The sequence below is a fragment of the Clostridium sp. AF19-22AC genome (genome assembly GCF_003479085.1).
Lineage (GTDB): Bacteria > Bacillota > Clostridia > Lachnospirales > Lachnospiraceae > Faecalicatena_A > Faecalicatena_A orotica.
Genome location: NZ_QUGN01000001.1, coordinates 236,440 through 254,877 on the forward strand (window position 1 = coordinate 236,440; position 18,438 = coordinate 254,877).

The following is an 18,438-nucleotide window of genomic DNA, read 5'->3' on the forward strand; positions in this document are numbered from 1 at the left end:
CAGATCTTACGGAGACTTTAAACGATATTCTCTCGGTGACATACCATATTGCCTGCGAAAGCTGTCTGTAAAATAGCTCTGGGACCCGAACCTATAGCGGGCGGCTATTTCCTGAATATCTTCATTGGAAGTAGTCAGAAGATTTGCAGCAGCTTTTAAGCGGGCTTCTTTTATGTACTGTGCAGGTGTCTTCCCTGTTTCCTTTTTAAATTTTTTACTGCAGTAATAGTCAGAATAACCGGTGAGTGAAGCCAAATCTGAAATGGAGATATCTTCCTCAAGATGAAGTGTGATGTAATCACAGCATTGTCCGATTAATTTTGAGTATTGCTGTATTTTGCATTTGTGGACACGTTCCACAAAATCGCGATGCATAGTGTTGGCAATTGTTGATAATTCACTTAAGCTGTGGCATCCTTCAACTGCCTGAAAATATTGATCGGCCAGGTTATATGCAAGTTCTGGATTGAGTCCCCCTTCAATAGATGCGCGTGAAAAAAGAACAATGCTTACCTCAACTGAGTTCTGCATCTGCCGAAGCATATTATCCGTACAGAGGGTGCCTATTTCTCCAGTAGAACTAAGTGTGTCTAAATAGTGAAAGATTTCAAGATTACCTTCCCTTACCATTTGCAGCATTTTTTGTTCAGCATGATAAGTTCCATGTGCGGTATAAGGTTTGCTTCCTGTTAAACCAGATTTGGCAGCATTTGTCTCTGGCTGGGTAAAAAAGCGTATATCGCTGGAGGATATTTGGGAATCTGAAATACAATGGGCCATCATAATTGTATAATCTATCATGTGATTCCAGGAAATGAGTGGAAGAGTATGAGAAAGATTTACAATTTGCTGGCGCAATGTTTTGGGGAGGCCCTTCCGCAGCAGATTTAAATCCAGATTATGACTGGAAACATCACTGATGAAAAAAGGTCCTAAAACATGGAGCCTGAAATTTTCTGGACTGCAAAGGTATGGGATTGCGATCCACATCATTTGAATGGAACTGCTTACAATGATAGGAGAAGGGCTCTGGAAAATTTCGTCTGAAAAATCTGCCTGTCTGAAACAAATCTGAAAACATTGGTTAAATGCCTCAGAATTCTGGCAGGAACTTTTTATCAATTCGAGTTCTTTATTATATTCCCAAAAATAAAAATTATGGCAGCAGCATGCCATTTCTTCAAACAGCATGAGTTTGGTTCTATATTTTTCCAATGAATAATTCCTTTCAAAATTTTTATATAAAATTATTGTACTTTATTTCACTATGCATGTCAAAGAGATTAGATATTATTTCTTTAAATTAGACAATAAATCTAAAAAAGAATAATATAAAGAAATAATATCTAATATACGATAGTCTGATTCGTACTATTAGAGTAATATATAGCCATACAAGTTATTTAAGACGAAAATTTTGTGAAAACAAAAGGAGGACAGAGGGTATGAAAACAAAAAACAAAAAAGAAAATCCGGGAAAAATAGGGGCTCTAAAATTTTGGGCATGGAGTGCTAGAGACCTTTCTCTATCGACAAACTTCATAGTATTAAGTTTTATTACAATCTATTGTACAAATACTTTGGACCTGAATCCGGCTCTTGTCGGCGCCTTGCTGATGGCCAGTAAAATTGTAGATGCAATCACAGACTTATTTGCGGGATACGTCATTGACAGGACAGAGACAAAATTAGGTAAAGCAAGACCATATGAATTTGCGATACTCGGGGTTTGGATTTGTACATGGCTGTTATATTCAGCGCCAGCACAGGCAGGCACCGTTGTAAAGTGTATTTGGATTTTCGTAATGTACATATTTGTAAATTCTATATTTACCACATTATTAAATGCAAATGGCAACGCATATATGGTTCGTGCATTTGGCACCAATGAACAGCGGGTAAAACTGGCATCTTTTGGTGGAATTATCATCATGGTAGCTTCCATTTTAATTAATATGATTTTCCCTGTTGCAATGTCCCGGATTGCAGTGTCACCGTCAGGCTGGAGTAAAATGGTGGCAATGTTTGCAGTTCCGCTTGGCGTAATTGGGATTATGCGGTTCCTATTTGTTAAAGAAACAGAAAAAGTAGATACTGTATCAGAGAAAGTCCGGTTTAAAGATGTATTGATTGTTTTGAAAGAGAATAAATATGTATACATGGTTGCTTTATTACAATTAGTATACAGCATTGTAACTGGTACAGGTGTAGCAACATATTATTATACTTATATTGTCAAAAATTTAGAAATTATGGGATTTGTCAGTGCGGCCAGTGTGTTTGTTGTTCCCCTCATGATTTTCTTCCCGCTTATGCTTAAAAAAATTACAATGGGTAAAATGGTACAGGCTGGCTGCATTATTTATGCGGCAGGAAGTTTTATGATTTTTATTTCTAAAGGAAACATTACTGCATTAATTGCTGCTACTATAATTATAGGAATAGGTTCACTTCCAATTACATATTTAATTAATCTTATGGCTTTGGATTGTGGTTCTTATAATGCTTATATGGGGCGTCAGAGAATGGATGGGACAATTGGGGCGGTAAAAGGATTTGCAAATAAACTCGGGGGTGCCTTAGGATCTGGATTACTTGGAGTCATGCTGTCCCTTGGAGGATTCAATGCAAAACTGGAGGATCAGGGAGCAGGGGCAAATATGGCAATTTCATCAGTATATGGTTTGATTCCGTGTATTTTGTTCGCCGCAATGGCTGTCATGTTAGTATTTTATAAACTGGATAAAATGATGCCGGAAATCAACCGTGCACTTGAACAAAAGAAAGAAGATATTACAAAAGCAGCAGAAGAAATATAAAGCAGCCGGAGAGTGAATGAAAATGCGTTTAGATTTTAATGATAATTGGATGGTAAAGATGAACCATTCAGAATGGAAAAAGGTAATGATTCCACATGATGCAATGCAGGAAGAAGCAAGAAATGCGGATGCCAAAGGTGGTTCAGCTTCTGGATTTTTTCACGGTGGACATTATATATATCAAAAAGAATTAAATCTTACATTAGAAGAATTGGAATTACATTATACACTGGAATTCGGCGGCGTATATAGAGATGCTGAAGTTTATATTAATGGAAATCTGGCAGGAAGCTGTGCTTATGGATATGTTCCCTTCCGTGTTGTTATGGACCCGTTCTTAAAAGAAGGAAGAAATATAGTTACTGTAAAAGCAGATAATTCGGATCAGCCGGATAGCAGGTGGTACACCGGGGCAGGGATATACCGCTCTGTATTTCTGAGAATTCAGAAAAAGCAGCATCTTATTCCGGAACAAATACGAATACGGACACTTCAAATCCAGCCGGCAAAAGTAGAGGTACAGACGGGACATGCAGGAGGAAGAGTCCATGTGGAAATTACCGATCCTGAAATTCAGAAAACCGTAGCCTCTGGAGATGGCAGCAAAGTGGAACTGAAAATAGAAAATGCTGTTCTTTGGGATAGCGGGAATCCGCATCTTTATCAGGTAAATGTTCAATTGTGGGATAAAGATGAAATTTTGGAGGAAATACATATTTCATATGGCATCCGTCTCATTGAAAAGAAAACAGACGGTCTTTATATTAATAAGCAGAAGGTATTATTGAAAGGCGGATGCATTCATCATGATAATGGGATTCTTGGAGCAAGAGAATATCAGGAGAGTGCAGATAGAAAAATACGTATTTTAAAAGAAAATGGGTTTAATGCTATTAGAAGTGCACATAATCCCTGTTCAGAAGAAATACTGAATGCCTGTGATAAATATGGTATTTATGTGATGGATGAAACATGGGATATGTGGTATCGGAAAAAGAATGAATTTGATTATGCATCTGAATTTGAGAAACACTATAAAGATGATATTCACACAATTGTGGAAAAGGACTCTAATCATCCATCTGTCATTCTTTATTCTATCGGGAATGAGGTGAGCGAACCGGCAGAGCAGCGTGGTATACAATTGGCAGAAGAGTTAGTGAGTTTGTTCCATAAAGAAGATCCTGCAAGACTGGTCACTGGTGGATTTAATCTTATGATTATCGCTAATGCGGCAAAAGGTAAACAGATGTATCAGGAGAATGGCGGTTTGGATGCTTCTCAAAACAAAGATCTGTCCGGGATGAACAGTACGATGTTCAATATGATTACATCTATGACCGGAAGTGGAATGAATAAAGCAGCAAACGGGAAAAAAGCTGACCTTGCCGTGTCACCGGTATTAGATAAACTGGATATATCGGGTTACAATTATGCTTCAGGACGTTATCAGGAAGATAGCAGAAAACATCCGGGGCGTTTGATTCTGGGAAGCGAGACATTTCCTCAGGATTTAGCAGCAAACTGGAAAATGGTTGAAGAAATGCCGAATATAATAGGTGATTTTATGTGGACTGCGTGGGATTATCTGGGAGAAGCGGGACTGGGAGCATGGTCTTACGATAAGGATGCAAAAGGGTTTGCCAAACCATATCCGTGGCTTTTAGCAGATTGTGGTGTATTTGATATTCTGGGTAACCCTACAGGAGAAGCTTTATGGACAAAAATAATCTGGGGAGGCTATGTAACCCCTGAGATCGCAGTGCGGCCATGTAATCATCCAAAAGAGAAACTGATTAAAGCGGCATGGAGAGGTACAAATGCACTTCCATCATGGAGCTGGCGGGGCTGTGATGGAAATAGGACCATTGTGGAGATATATGCTGACGCATATGTAGCAGAACTTTTTCTGAATGGAAAAAAGATAGGAAAAAGGAAAATTAAAAACAAGATGGCGAAATTTCCTGTGAAATATCAAACGGGAGAATTGAAAACAATCGTTTATGATTGTACAGGCAAAGAAGCAGGGAGAAAAACTATCTGCTCAGGAACCGGAGCTGTGAAACCATCGATCATACCTGAAGAAGATGTAATTAAATCAGGGGCTGTCTGCTATCTGAACGTGGCCATGATGTGCGAAAACGGAATTGTTGATTGTAATTCTGACGAAATATTAACAATTCAGGTTGAAAACGGAAAACTCCTGGCTTTTGGAAGTGCGAATCCTAAGACAGAAGAAAGTTTCCTGACCGGACAATACTGTACTTGGTATGGAAAGGCTATGGCGGTTGTCCGGGCAGGAACAGAAGGCAAACTTCATGTAACTGTAAAATCTGCTAAATATACAACAACAAAAGAAATAACAATAGTGGGATAACACGGCATTATAAAATAAAAAGATAATATTATAAATTTATTGACGGATTTATAAAATAAATTTATAATATTATACATAATATTGCCGGAGGTATATGAAATGGCCGTTAGAGCGAAAGACATTGCAGAGGAGCTGGGGGTATCTACAGCGACAATCTCTCTTGTGTTAAATGGAAAACCTGGGATTAGTGAAAAAACAAGAAAGAAAGTATTACAGGGAATCAATGCTCTCGGCTACGGTTATTTGGTACAAGAACAACAGGCAGGCTCAGAAGAGAATAAAACCATAGGTTTTGTAATCTACAAAAATAGTGGTGAACTTCTGGGAATGAATTCCTTTTTTCCATTGATTTTGGATGGGATTGAGTTTACTGCCAGACAGTATGGTTATAATCTCGTGGTCATAAATATAGACCGGAAAGAGATTGATACGCAGATACAATTTATTAAAGATGCCAATTGCAGAGGATATGTTATATTTGCGACAGAAATGCAGGAAGAAGAGGTTTCCTTTTTTGAGCGCCTGCAGATCCCATTTGTATTGTTTGACAACTATTTTATTGATAAGCAGATTAATTCAGTAAAAGCCAATAATGAACAGGGAACGTATCTTGCTGTGAAACATCTTTATGAGATGGGACATAGAAAAATTGGGTACTTAGGGAGCGGACTGGATATAAGGAGTTTTATAGAACGACGAAAGTATGCTTTTTCTGCAATGGAAAGTTTTGGCCTTTCGGGGATGGAGCGCTATAGCTTTGATATAGGGTATCCCCATGAGAGGGCGGAATCCGGGATGGCATCTGTTTTGGAGAAAATCCCGAGGGAAGAGCTGCCTACGGCGTTTATGTCAGATAATGACCTTGTTGCCATTGGGGCAATGCAGGCGGTTAAAAGGCATGGATATAAGATACCGGATGATATTTCTTTTATAGGTTATGATGACAGACCTGTCTGTACCTTGTCAGATCCTAAGTTAAGCACGATTTGTCTGCCTAAAGAGCGTTTTGGGGCAGAAGCCGTGGAGCAGCTGATTTATGTAATTCAAAAGGGCTGGGAATCCTGTATAAAAATAGAAATTAATGGGAATCTGATTGAAAGAGATTCAGTAAGAAATATGAATAAATAAAGTGTTTAAGTAAAGAACTGGCAAATCATGATCTGCCGGTTCTTTTTTTAATGCACAAGTTTATAAATTTGGTGGTTTGATTTTACGTATTACTCATTTTTAAATAAATAATCTATAATAATAGACAAAAAAATGGACTTAAAAATGTTGAAAAGTAATAAAAATATTAGTGCAAACAAATAAATATTGACAGAATGGTATAAAAAATGTAATGTATAATTCATAAATATTATTACAAAATTTATAAATTATACTGATTAAGAATGTCTTAATCTGGTAAGTAAAATGAAAAGGAGAAAAAAATGGCAAATGCACCGGATTGGGTATGTAAATTCCCTTTCAAAAAAGAGGAAAAAAGACCATGTGTTATGAAACAGAGTGAGTTGATGCAGTTTCTTTATACAGAAGAAGCACCAGAAACAAGTGATTTAAACTGGCTCATTGCGAGTACGGATTCAGTTACGGTAGGAGAATATCAGCTGGCGCCGGGATCACACTTTGCACCTGCCGATATTCATCCGGGAGATGAAATCTATTATGTACTTAAAGGACAGGTTACTATGTTCCAGCCGGAAAGCGGACAAGTTGTTGAAGTGAATCAGGGAGAAGGCATTTTGATGCCTAAAGGCTGCCCTCACATTGGATATAACTTTGGTGAAAAAGAGGCCTTTATGTTATATGTAATTGCACCAAAAGCGTGGGATGAATCAAATGGGATTCCACTAGAGTATACAGGCGCTATGAAATTATATAAACATGAAGAAAGAGGGTAATTGATGTGAAAGATGTAAAAGATCAGATCGGATTCTATCCGGTAGAAGGAACAAAAGGCAGGGAGGCAAAACTGTTCTATAAACTGAACGATGAAAACGGATTAAAGATGATTAGCGGAAAAAGAACGCCTGCACTTCTCTCCATATGGTGCAGCAATGATCTGGTACAGTTTGGTACGATTAAAATTCTTTCAGGCGGAGCCGGACCCTGGCAGACGGAATACGACCGGCATAAAGGGGATGCAGTTTTTTATATAGCAGAGGGTACGCTCACCTTTTTCCTGAAAGAAAGGAAAGAGACATATGTTGTGCAGCAGGGTGATTTTATGTTTATTCCGGAAGGTGAAGACTATAAGATTATTAACTATTATGCCGGTACGGCAAAAGCAGTATTCGCAATAGCACCACAATTTTAATAGATTAGTAGATGGTATGGAAGGACTGGTTTGTATAACTGGTCCTTTTTGTTGGAAAGATTCTGGAACATAATTTACCATAGCCAATATGGTAAAAGTCGAAATGGAACATGAAAAAAACAAAAGTTATAATGCATATATACTAATAGGAAATTAGTAAAAAATAAAAAGGGGGTCGTATATGCGAAAGATTATCCATAATACTTTTGAGAGCGGAAACGGTATTTTCCGCATGATACCAAATTTTATTCCGATAAAGTTTGGTATGCCGGGGCGCAGGCTTAAGATTCACCCAAATGATTATTATGCTTTTGGGTTAAAAGCAGGAACAATTATGGAACGCTGGCTTTGCTCAGTTAATGGTACACGGGTGAAAAATCCTGATAATCCGAGTCAGGGAATAAGCTATGTTTTAGCTGAGGATGGAGAAAAATTTACCTTAAAAGAAGCGATTGTGGAGCTGGGGGAAGAATTAATTGGTGAGGAATTACAAAAAAAATATGGAACATTTCCGGTATTTTCTAAGTTTTTTGATTATGAAACCCCATTATATTTTCATTTCCATCCCAAAACGGAGATTGCGGCAAGGGTTGGATGTGAAGCAAAACCGGAGTGCTATTATTTTCCGCCGCAGTTTAATAATTATAAAGGAAAACGGGCTTCTACATATTTCGGATTTAATCCGGGAGTAACAAAGGAAGATGTGAAACGCTGTATTGAGAATTTTAGTGATTGTGATACAAAAATAACAAATTTATCGAAAGCGTATGATATCGAAGCCGGCGCAGGGTGGTATGTTCCGGCCGGAGTACTCCATGCTCCGGGCTCTCTTTTAACATACGAGCCACAGTGGGGGACAGATTTGAATTGTGTATTAGAAAATGTCGTAAGCGGTGAAATATTTGATGAAAAATATTTGTACGATATTTGTCCTCCGGAAGAAGAAAATAAAGTGGATTATATCATGAATGCAATAGACTGGGATAAAAATTATGATGAAAATTTCAAAGAGCATTATTTCAGGCCGCCAGTGGAATTACCGAAGACACAGGCCGGATTGACAGAAAAGTGGATTTGTTATGGCAATGATTATATAACGGCTAAAGAGGTAACAGTGATGCCTGACGCAAAAGTTGTATTAAAAGATACAGCAGCTTACGGCTGTATCCTGATTCAGGGATTTGGCACATTTGGTTTATTTGATGCTGAGTCAGTGAACATGATGCGTGTAGGTGAACAGACAGCGGATGAGTATTTTGTATGTAAAAGGCGTGCAGAAAAGGGTGTGGAAATTCATAATCGTTCCAAAACAGAGCCAATGGTAATACTGCAGCACTTTGGACCGGACAATATTGTTTATCCAGACAAAAAAACAACGAATTGAAAGGGGAACAAGTATGTTAGATTTTGAATATTACAATCCTACAAGGATTATTTTTGGCAGAGAGAGTATAGCGAAGATCCATAGTCTGTTAGAAAATTATGGACAGAATATCATGTTGTTATATGGAGGCGGAAGTATCAAAAAAAATGGAATCTTTGACAAGGTAATGGAGCAGCTCAGAGATAAAAATGTAATTGAAATGGGTGGGATCGAACCTAACCCAACGATTGAGACTATACGCAGATATATACAAAAATGCCGCGAAGAGAAAGTAGAGTTCATTCTTGGTGTCGGCGGTGGGAGTGTTATGGACAGTGCTAAGATGATCGGGGCAGGGGCTGTCTATGATGGGGATGTCTGGGACTTTTTCAAGAATCATGATCAGCTCCCAGAGGCAATGCTCCCGGTAGCAACAGTGGTTACACTGGCGGGAACCGGAAGTGAAGCGAATCAGAACTTTGTAGTTACAAATCCTGATACCTGTGAAAAGATTGGTAAAAACGGAGGTCCTGCATGTTTTCCGGAGTTTGCAGTTTGTGATCCTCAATTAACATTTACGGTGAATGCTTACCAGACAGCAAGTGGCGCGTTTGACACGATCGCACATGTTTTTGAACATTATTTTGCTGAGGCTGATCAGTATATGCCTGTTCAGGATGGAATGCAGGAGGCTGTTATCCGTGCTGTTATTACGGAACTGCCGCGGGCAATTAAGGAACCGGATAATTATGAGGCAAGGGCGAATCTGATGTGGGCTGCCCAGCAGGCATTGTTTGGAATTGCAGATATGGGAAAGGGGCATGGTGAACGTGTTGAGCACAAGATGGAACATATTTTAAGTGCCAGATATAACTGTGCCCACGGGGCAGGACTTGCAGTAGTGGTACCTCCGTTCAGAAAGCATATGTGCAGGCTTAATCCTGCAAAGTACAGGCAGTTTGCAGAAAATGTATTCCACATTGACTGTACTGGATTAAGTGATTACGAAGCCGGAATGAAAGGGATCACGGCTCTGGAAGACTTCATAAAGAGTGTAGGTCTTCCTGCGAGTCTGCGTGAAATCGGGGCTGAGAGTGAAACTGATGTCGATTTTCTTGCGGAAGAATTAGTAAGGCAGGGGCGTGTAACAAAAGGAACGGGAATTGGTCTGAAGGAACTAAAAGAGATGTATGCTTCAGTCTATTAAAGCAAGGAGGACAAAATGGAGTTAAAGATATATGAAGTAGTCAATCAGCAATACAATATTGGGGGTGATGGAACAGCAGAGTTTGATATTCCGTATGCTGTGCACTCTGAAAAAAATAAACTGGATTTATACATTCCGACTATAAAAAGGGAAAGGTACCCGTTAGTGGTGTTTATTCATGGCGGTGCATTCTTTAAGAGCAGCAAAGAGCGTCATCTTTCAAATGTTTTAAACTGTCTTCTGTATGGATATGCAGTAGCCAGTATTAACTATCGTTTCAATGATGAAGCAGCATATCCGGAAATTCGTATGGATTGCATAGAAGCATTTAACTTTCTGGCGGCACGTCCGGAAATTGATGACAAAAAAATTGTTTTATGGGGGGAGAGTCATGGTGCGTACCTTGCTGATGATATTACGGTGAGTTGTTCCCATATGTTACAGTTTAAACCTGCAGGGATCGTCAGCTTTTATGCACCGATTGATTTGAAAGATTTTTACCTGTATAAGGAAGAACATCATGAACATGTAATGGTAGACGGGTATGAAAATGACAGTGTTACTTTCCGGGCGGAGGGAGACAGTCTGCTCAAGGAAATGGAGAAATATGCTGTTTTAAAAAATATCAGTGGACAGGAACCTCCGTTTTATCTTCTGCATGGAAAACAGGATGATACCATCCCATACAGATATACAAAAGAGTTCGACAGGGCTTTGGCTGAAAAAAAGGTAGAACATGTAACGGACATAGTAGAAGATGGAATTCATGGAATTGATTTCTACGCATCTCCTAAGTATAATGCCCCCGTATTAAGGTTTATAGAAAGCGTTATGGAGGGCGGCAGATGACAAGGCTTAATAAAGATTTTTTGTGGGGAGGGGCGCTGGCGGCACACCAGTTTGAAGGCGGTGTAATAAATACTTCGAAAGGGTATAGCGTTGCAGATGTAATGACCGCCGGAAGTGCCGGGAGACCCAGAAGAATTACGGATGGGGTGATTGAGGGGGAGTATTATCCAAACCATATGGGAATTGATTTTTACTCACATTACAAAGAAGATATTGCATTGCTTGCCGAATTGGGTTTCCGATGCTTTCGAACATCCATAGCATGGAGCAGAATTTTTCCAAAAGGTATTGAAAAGTATCCAAATGAAGAGGGGCTTCAGTTTTATGATGATGTATTTGATGAACTGCTAAAATATAATATCGAACCAGTAATCACGTTATCTCATTTTGAAATGCCATATTGCCTTGCAAAAGAATACGGTGGTTTTTTGAATCGAAAGACAATTGATTGTTTTATAAAATTTGCAAGGACATGCTTTGAACGTTATAAAGGTAAAGTGAAATACTGGATGACCTTTAACGAGATAAATAACCAGATGAATTACAGGAACGATATATTCGGATGGACTAATTCGGGGGTACATTTTGAGGAATATGAAAATCCGGAAAAGGCCATGTATCAATGCGCACATTATGAACTTGTGGCAAGTGCGCTGGCGGTGAAAACAGGCCATGAGATTAACCCTGAGTTTCAAATAGGCAATATGATTGCTATGGTGCCGGTTTACCCATATTCCTGCAGACCGGCGGATATGGTATTACAGGTTCAGGCAATGCATGATAAATGGTTTTTCTGTGATGTTCAGTGCCGTGGGCACTATCCCAATTATGCAAAGAAGATGTTTGAAAGAAAGGGCTATGAACTTGATATAACGCAGGAAGATCTTGAGATTCTTAAAGAAGGGTGTGTCGATTACATAGGATTATCCTATTATATGAGCAATACGGTAGATTCTACTGCATGCAGAGATATTTCTAAAGCAGTAGACTCAACGAATTCTCATTCTGTTAAAAACCCTTTTATCCATTTTTCAGACTGGGGATGGGGGATTGACCCGGAAGGACTGAGATATGCATTAAATATGATGTACGAGAGGTATGAAAAACCTTTATTTATAGTAGAGAATGGTTTTGGCGCTGCTGACCATATGAAGCCGGATGGTACGGTGGAAGACCAATACCGCATTGAGTATTTACGGGCACATATTAAAGAGATGAAAAAAGCTGTTCTTGAAGATGGGGTTGCATTATTGGGATATACAGTATGGGGCTGTATTGATTGTGTATCTTTCACAACAGGTGAAATGGAGAAGCGGTATGGATTAATATATGTGGATCGCGATAATGAAGGAAGAGGGACATATAAACGAAGCAAAAAGCAAAGCTTTGAATGGTTTAAAAAAGTGATTGCTTCAGACGGCGAAATTATTTAGGAGGATAAAAAATGAAGTATGTAACAGTAAAAGGCTCTGACCGGCAGTTTTCCCAGATTAGTTTAGGTACAATGAGAATAGTCCGTAAAGAGATAGATGAAAATGGTAACAAAGTTTATGTTGGCAAAAGCGTGGAAGAAGTTGAAAACTTGATTAAGTGTGCACTTGATCTAGGAATTAATTTGATTGATACGGCAGATATTTATGGACACGGTTTGGCGGAGGAACTGATAGGAGAGGTCATTAAAAAGAATCCTGCAATCAGAGAGAAGATGATACTTCAGACTAAATGTGCCGTAGTATCTACGGATGAAGAAAAGAATTATAATGTATCGAAAGAATACATTCTGGCTAGTGTCAATGCTTCTTTAAAACGTCTAAATACGGATTATCTTGATGTCCTTTTACTTCACAAACCAGATCCACTTTATGATCCGGCGGAGATTGGTGAGGCATTTGAACAGCTTTATGAGGAGGGAAAGGTGCATAATTTTGGGGTTTCGAATTTTACATCTTTACAGGCAGCTGTAATACAGAAGCACTGTAAGAGGCCGATTGCATTTAATCAGCTGCAGTTTTCTATTGTACATTCTTTGATGATAGATTCTGAAGTCAATGTTAATACAAGATCTGAATATGCAGTGAATTATGATACGGGCCTTTTGGATTATTGCCGTTTAAATGATATCAGAATTGAGGCATACAGTGTTGTACAGGGAGATAAGGGGGCATTTATTGATAATCCGGGATATGAGAAACTGAATCAGGTAATGGATGATCTTTGCATAAAGTACCATACTAATAAAAATGCTCTTGCAGTTGCGTGGCTTCTTAAACATCCGGCAGGGATTATTCCGACAATTGGCACAACGAATCCGGAACATTTAAAAGATTCTCTTGACGCACTTAATTTTACATTGACCAGGCAGGATTGGTTTGATTTATATCTTGCTTCTGGTAAACCGTTACCATAAAACAAAATAACTATTGTACTTACAGGATAATTAATCAGCAGTGATGTTCCTTACCGTATTTATAACGGTAAAAAACGAAATTGAAACAAAAGGGGGAAACGCATATAATATAGGTAACACAAAGGATATTACGATCGTACTTTTTAGTGGAAGAAGTTTATTAGTACTAATAACATAGGATTAAAGATGGGGAGGCTTACAAATGGCATCCAAAAAGGAACTTAGGGTTTTAAATAAAATGCTGAAAAAGCCTTGTATAACAAGCAGGGAAGTGGAGGGGATTTTGGGTGTCAGTAATAAAACGGCCCGAAAAATGATAGCACTGCTTAATGATGAGATTGTGCTGCATGGGGCTGAGATTACAGCAAAACCAGGAAAGGGATATTCTTTAATTGTGCATAAAAATGCTGCATTCGAAAAATTTCTGGAGGATAATCAGATCATAGATGCAGCAAACACAGAGAATAGGTCTGAATTTTTAATCCGATTATTTATTGATACAGAAGAGTACCTCAAAGTAGAAGAACTGGCTGATATGTTATATATATCGCAGAAAGGAGTCAGTAAATCTTTAAAAGAGGCGGAACATTATTTAAATGAATTTGATCTTAACATAATAAGAAAACCGCACTATGGCATGCGGGTAGATGGAAAGGAGTATGATATCCGAAGGTGCCTTTCTTCAATGGCGGGTGAGAATGATTTTACTGCTATAGACAAGAGTATCATTGAGGTGGTAGATAAAGTATTCAAAAAGAACGAGGTAAAAATGTCAGAAATGGCTTTAACTTCATTCTTAATCAGTCTTCAAATTACTGTGGACAGAGTGAAAAAGGGAAAATTAGTAGAAATGGATCCGGCCAGATTCGAAATCAGTATGCACTCGCAATTGAGGCACGATATTCAAGCGGCAAAAGAGTGTGTGAAAGCTTTGGAAGAAGAATACCAGCTTCTATTTCCAGAGGATGAGATAAATTACATAGCGTTAAATATAATGGATAAAAAATACTACGAAAATAATGGAAGTCTGGTAATTAATGAGGAAATTAATTTATTAGTAACAGAGATTTTAGACAGTATCTATAAAACATATGGGCTGGATTTTCGTAAAGATCTGGATTTCTATATGATGCTGGTAAAACACCTTATCCCCTTAAGGCTGCGGTTATTATATGGAACCATGATTAAGAATCCGATCTTAGAGGAGGTAAAGGGAAAATATCCGTTTGCATGGAGCATTGCTTCGGGCTTGAACCATATTATTAAAAAACATTATGACAGGATGATGTCTGATGATGAACTCGGTTACATTGCGATTGCAGTGCAGCTGGCCATAGATAAACATAAAAAGCAAGTAGACAATAGAAAAAATATTCTTCTGGTTTGTGCAGCAGGGAATGTCTTCTCACGGTTTTTAAAATACCGTTTTCAGGAACTTTTTAAAGACTGTATTGAACAGGCATATACATGTGATTATTCTGATCTGCGGGACTATGATTTCAGCAAAATTGACTATGTGTTTTCAACTGTGCCAATAGATATAAGTCTTCCTGTACCAATTTATAAGGTAGAGTATTTTCCTGATGAAGCAGAAATGGGGGACATACGCACCGTACTTCAAAAGCCTGCAAGTATTATAGAAAAATATTTTTCAGAGAAGTTGTTTCTTACAGAAGTAGAGGCTGAAAACAAATCGGAAGTGATTAGGCAAATATGTAACCATATTGCAAAAGCAGTAGACGTACCGGAGGATTTTTATGATTTGGTAATGAAACGGGAGAGCCTGCTTCAAACTGCAATGGGAGGACAGGTGGCTGTACCTCATCCACATCATACAGTTACAGACCAAACATTAATCTGCGTTGCTATTTTAAAGAATCCTATTTATTGGAATAAAACAGATAAAGTTAAAGTAGTTTTCCTGATTTCAATTTCACAGAATGATATGGATGATATGGAGAACTTTTATAGTGATTTCTTTAAGCTGGCATTAACAAAGGAAAACATTGATAGTATCGTAAAAAACCAAACGTATGAAAACCTAATGAGTATTGTAAGATCAATTTGAACCGGCAAGGTTCGGAGGAGAAGAGAATGAAAAAAATAGATAAGATATTTGAAAAGTTAGATCCCATATTTGGGAAGATCGGCAATGAAATCCATCTTCTGGCAATCAGAGATGCATTGATGTCCATGATCCCATTTCTGGCAATTGCCGGAATATCAACTTTCTTTGGTGCAATTTTGTTTACTGAGACAAGTATAATCGGAAAATTTATGGATCCGGAAACACTGACAAACATCGGAACATTTTTTACCCGCATCAGTACCGGCACCATTAGTCTGATGTCATTAATGCTGGTAATCATGATCCCGTATTTTATGGGAAAACAGAGGGGGTATTACAATCCATTGATTCTGTCAATTACAAGTCTGTCGCTGTTCTTTGTTTTCGTACCATTAGCAGGCGGATATGATTATTTTGGCACGCAGGGAGCATTACTTGCAATGATCATCGGGTTAACTTCTTCAGAGTTGTTTATAAAGCTGTCAAAAAATAAGAAGTTAAGAATTAATGTAGGCGATAACGTTCCAGAAGCAGTTAAAAACTCATTCAATACAGTTATTATCATCATCATTTTAATTTGTTTATACTCATTGATTGCTACTGTATTATCAGTTGTAACAGGAATGGAAGCAATTGCATTGATTTGTGATATCTTACAGAAGCCTCTTGTCAGTGTTGGAGCAACACTTCCCGGTGCGATTATTTACACATTGGTACAGACAATCTTGTTTTCATTCGGGATTCATCCCGGTGCTGTCGTGGCTCCTATTGAGACCGCATTTGTTACGGCAATGGACCAGGGAAGGATAATCAATTATTCATTTGTAACAACATTTGGGCAAATGGGCGGTACGGGAGCCTGCCTCGGATTATTAATTGTTTTGATGTTCCTTTCTAAGAGAAAAGAGTTAAAGGTAGTGGGCAGACTTTCTGCAATTGCGGATATATTTAATATTAATGAACCATTATCATTTGGTGTTCCGATTGTATTTAATCCAACTTTAATTATTCCATTTATTGTTTGCCCGTTATTTAATACCATCCTGGCATATGCGGCAACAGCAGCAGGCTTTATGTCAGTGTTTACAAATGTGATAACATGGTCTACACCGGCACTCTTCAAAGGGTATATTGCAAGTAACGGTGACATTCGGGCTGTAATTATGGAACTTATCTGTCTGGTATGTGATATTTTAATCTGGCTGCTCTTTGTGAGAATGTATGAAAGACAGCTTAATAAAGCAGACGTTGCATCAAATTCTGCTGACTAAAGGAGGAAAACGTTATGGTACGTATAATTGTTTGTTGTTCACAGGGGATGTCTTCAAGTGCTTTGATGCAAAAAATGAGAAGCTACATAACCAATGCAGGGGTTGATGCGGAGGTAAAGGCTGCTACAACCTCCCAGATTATGTCCGCAGAAATGGATTTTGATATTGTGATGCTGGGACCTCAGATTAGATTCGAAAAGAAAAAACTTCAGACGGCTTTTCCGGATAAAGTTATTGAGGTTATTCCGATGCAGTCTTATGGCCGTCTGGACGGTGAAGGGGTTGTAAAATTTGGTTTACGTCTCCTGGAAGAAAAGAAAGGTTAATAGTATGGAAAAGCAGAATAGTTTAGAAACAGAACTAGAAACATTTGAAGATAATGTTATGGCATTGATCACAAATGGAGGAAGTGCAAAATCTGAATATGTGAAGGCAATTCAGTATTCCCGGGAAGGAAAGTTTGAAAAAGCCAATGAGATATATGAAAATGCTACAAAGATGTATGATCAGGCACACAGTGTCCATTTTTCAATGATAGGTATGGAAAATATGGTACCCCGGAATCAAATGGAGAGTCTGCTTCTGATTCATGCAGAAGATCAGTTAAATAGCGCCGAAACATTTAAAATATTATATGAGGAATTCAAAGAATTATATAAGATGATCAGAAACTAAATATATTATACATCAGGTTTTAGGAGGAAAAAAATTTGAAAATTGGAATTGCAGGTTCTGGAATGATAGTTCGCTATGTTCTGGAAAACGTATGGAACGAGGTCGGGAACATAGAAGCGAAAGCCATTTGGTGTCGTGATGCAGAGCGTGATGCAGCAGAAAACATTGCAGGAGATTATAGCATTAAAGATATTTATGAAGACTATGATGAGTTCTTAAAAGATAACAGTTTTGATTTTGTATATATTGGGCTTGTCAACTCATTGCATTACGAGTATTCGCTGAAGGCAATCAAGGCGGGCAAAAGTGTTATTTGTGAAAAACCATTTACGTCAACGGCAAAGCAGGCGAAAGAACTTCTGGATGCAGCCAGAGAAAATCATGTATATGTGTTTGAATCAATTCTGCCCTGGTATTCGGATAACTATGATGAAATTAAGAACAGATTACCGGAGGTTGGGGACATTAAGCTGATCCAGTGTAATTTCTCACAGTATTCCCGCAGATATGCGAGTTATCTAAATGGAACAGTACTGCCGGTATTTAATCCACTTTTGGATGGTGGCGCTTTATATGATATTGGTGTGTATAGCATTCATTGGGTTATGGGACTTGCCGGTGTACCGGAAAAGACAGCTTACTTCCCGAATATAGGATATAACGGCATTGATACATCTGGAATATTGGTTATGGATTACGGCAGCTTTAAAGCTGTATGTACTTCGGCTAAAGACTCGGCGTCCCCGGGATGCTGCATGGTACAGGGAGATAAGGGCTGTATTGTGATGCATTCCCATCCGGGAGAATGTCACAAGATTGAACTTACATTAAACGGGGCAGACCCAGTATGTCTCGACAAAGCGCCTCTGGGTGAACCCTTTGTGAATGTATATGAGAGAATCCTGCCAATTGTAGAGAAAGATGAATATGATGTATGTTATGCAATGATGGATAAAGTCATTGAAGTCATGCAGGTGATGGAAGATGCCAGAAAAGGGGCCGGAATTAAATTTTCCTGTGATTAATTCCAGTGTTCCATCCGGCAGGTTACTTGAAAGATGCAATCAATAGAAAGAGGTAGTTGA

Annotated in this window: 16 protein-coding genes; 15 read left to right on the plus strand and 1 reads right to left on the minus strand. The window is 38.4% G+C overall.

Translation table 11 applies throughout. The annotated features are described in order from the left end of the window. Nucleotides 1-6 precede the first annotated feature (6 nt). The gene (locus DWX43_RS01050; RefSeq protein WP_182440587.1) at nt 7-858 is read right to left on the minus strand and encodes an AraC family transcriptional regulator; all 852 of its coding nucleotides are present in this window, start codon (nt 856-858) and stop codon (nt 7-9) included. Between the two features lie 587 nt (nt 859-1,445). On the opposite strand from DWX43_RS01050, the gene DWX43_RS01055 reads away from it, so the two are divergent. The 15 genes from DWX43_RS01055 to DWX43_RS01125 all read left to right on the plus strand — a co-directional run bounded on the left by DWX43_RS01055 (nt 1,446) and on the right by DWX43_RS01125 (nt 18,378). Then, nucleotides 1,446-2,819: an MFS transporter gene (locus tag DWX43_RS01055; protein ID WP_118618266.1), complete on the plus strand. Its 1,374-nt coding sequence runs from the start codon at nt 1,446-1,448 to the stop codon at nt 2,817-2,819. Nucleotides 2,820-2,835: 16 nt separating this feature from the next. Continuing rightward, the gene (locus tag DWX43_RS01060) at nt 2,836-5,196 is read left to right on the plus strand and encodes a glycoside hydrolase family 2 TIM barrel-domain containing protein (RefSeq protein ID WP_118618268.1); all 2,361 of its coding nucleotides are present in this window, start codon (nt 2,836-2,838) and stop codon (nt 5,194-5,196) included. A gap of 99 nt (nt 5,197-5,295) precedes the next feature. Continuing rightward, a complete protein-coding gene (locus tag DWX43_RS01065; RefSeq protein ID WP_118618270.1) occupies nt 5,296-6,324 on the plus strand; it encodes a LacI family DNA-binding transcriptional regulator in 1,029 nt (342 codons plus the stop codon). A 302-nt stretch (nt 6,325-6,626) separates the two neighbouring features. Then, entirely contained in the window at nt 6,627-7,097 is a 471-nt protein-coding gene (locus DWX43_RS01070) for a cupin domain-containing protein (RefSeq protein ID WP_118618272.1), read from the plus strand. 5 nt (nt 7,098-7,102) lie between these two features. Then, entirely contained in the window at nt 7,103-7,513 is a 411-nt protein-coding gene (locus DWX43_RS01075; RefSeq protein WP_109731444.1) for a cupin domain-containing protein, read from the plus strand. Nucleotides 7,514-7,694: 181 nt separating this feature from the next. Continuing rightward, nucleotides 7,695-8,897 carry a hypothetical protein gene (locus DWX43_RS01080; protein ID WP_118618274.1) on the plus strand — a complete coding sequence of 401 codons (1,203 nt, stop codon included), beginning with the start codon at nt 7,695-7,697 and terminating at the stop codon, nt 8,895-8,897. 13 nt (nt 8,898-8,910) lie between these two features. Further along, on the plus strand, nt 8,911-10,083 hold the full coding sequence (locus DWX43_RS01085; protein ID WP_118618276.1) for an iron-containing alcohol dehydrogenase: 1,173 nt from the start codon (nt 8,911-8,913) through the stop codon (nt 10,081-10,083). Between the two features lie 15 nt (nt 10,084-10,098). Beyond that, entirely contained in the window at nt 10,099-10,932 is an 834-nt protein-coding gene (locus DWX43_RS01090) for an alpha/beta hydrolase (RefSeq protein WP_118618278.1), read from the plus strand. Continuing rightward, a complete protein-coding gene (locus DWX43_RS01095) occupies nt 10,929-12,365 on the plus strand; it encodes a 6-phospho-beta-glucosidase (protein ID WP_118618280.1) in 1,437 nt (478 codons plus the stop codon). Before DWX43_RS01090 ends, DWX43_RS01095 begins: the two co-directional genes overlap by 4 nt. Before the next feature lie 11 nt (nt 12,366-12,376). Then, nucleotides 12,377-13,339 (plus strand): aldo/keto reductase, encoded by a 963-nt coding sequence (locus DWX43_RS01100; RefSeq protein ID WP_118618282.1) that lies wholly within the window; start codon nt 12,377-12,379, stop codon nt 13,337-13,339. Nucleotides 13,340-13,541: 202 nt separating this feature from the next. Continuing rightward, nucleotides 13,542-15,407 carry a PRD domain-containing protein gene (locus DWX43_RS01105; protein WP_118618284.1) on the plus strand — a complete coding sequence of 622 codons (1,866 nt, stop codon included), beginning with the start codon at nt 13,542-13,544 and terminating at the stop codon, nt 15,405-15,407. Between the two features lie 26 nt (nt 15,408-15,433). Beyond that, on the plus strand, nt 15,434-16,678 hold the full coding sequence (locus DWX43_RS01110) for a PTS transporter subunit EIIC (protein ID WP_118618286.1): 1,245 nt from the start codon (nt 15,434-15,436) through the stop codon (nt 16,676-16,678). Nucleotides 16,679-16,692: 14 nt separating this feature from the next. Further along, nucleotides 16,693-17,004, plus strand: coding sequence for a PTS sugar transporter subunit IIB (locus DWX43_RS01115; RefSeq protein ID WP_118618288.1), 312 nt, complete (start codon nt 16,693-16,695; stop codon nt 17,002-17,004). Between the two features lie 4 nt (nt 17,005-17,008). After that, nucleotides 17,009-17,353 (plus strand): PTS lactose/cellobiose transporter subunit IIA, encoded by a 345-nt coding sequence (locus tag DWX43_RS01120; protein WP_118618290.1) that lies wholly within the window; start codon nt 17,009-17,011, stop codon nt 17,351-17,353. 35 nt (nt 17,354-17,388) lie between these two features. After that, nucleotides 17,389-18,378 (plus strand): Gfo/Idh/MocA family oxidoreductase, encoded by a 990-nt coding sequence (locus DWX43_RS01125; protein ID WP_118618292.1) that lies wholly within the window; start codon nt 17,389-17,391, stop codon nt 18,376-18,378. Nucleotides 18,379-18,438: the final 60 nt, after the last annotated feature.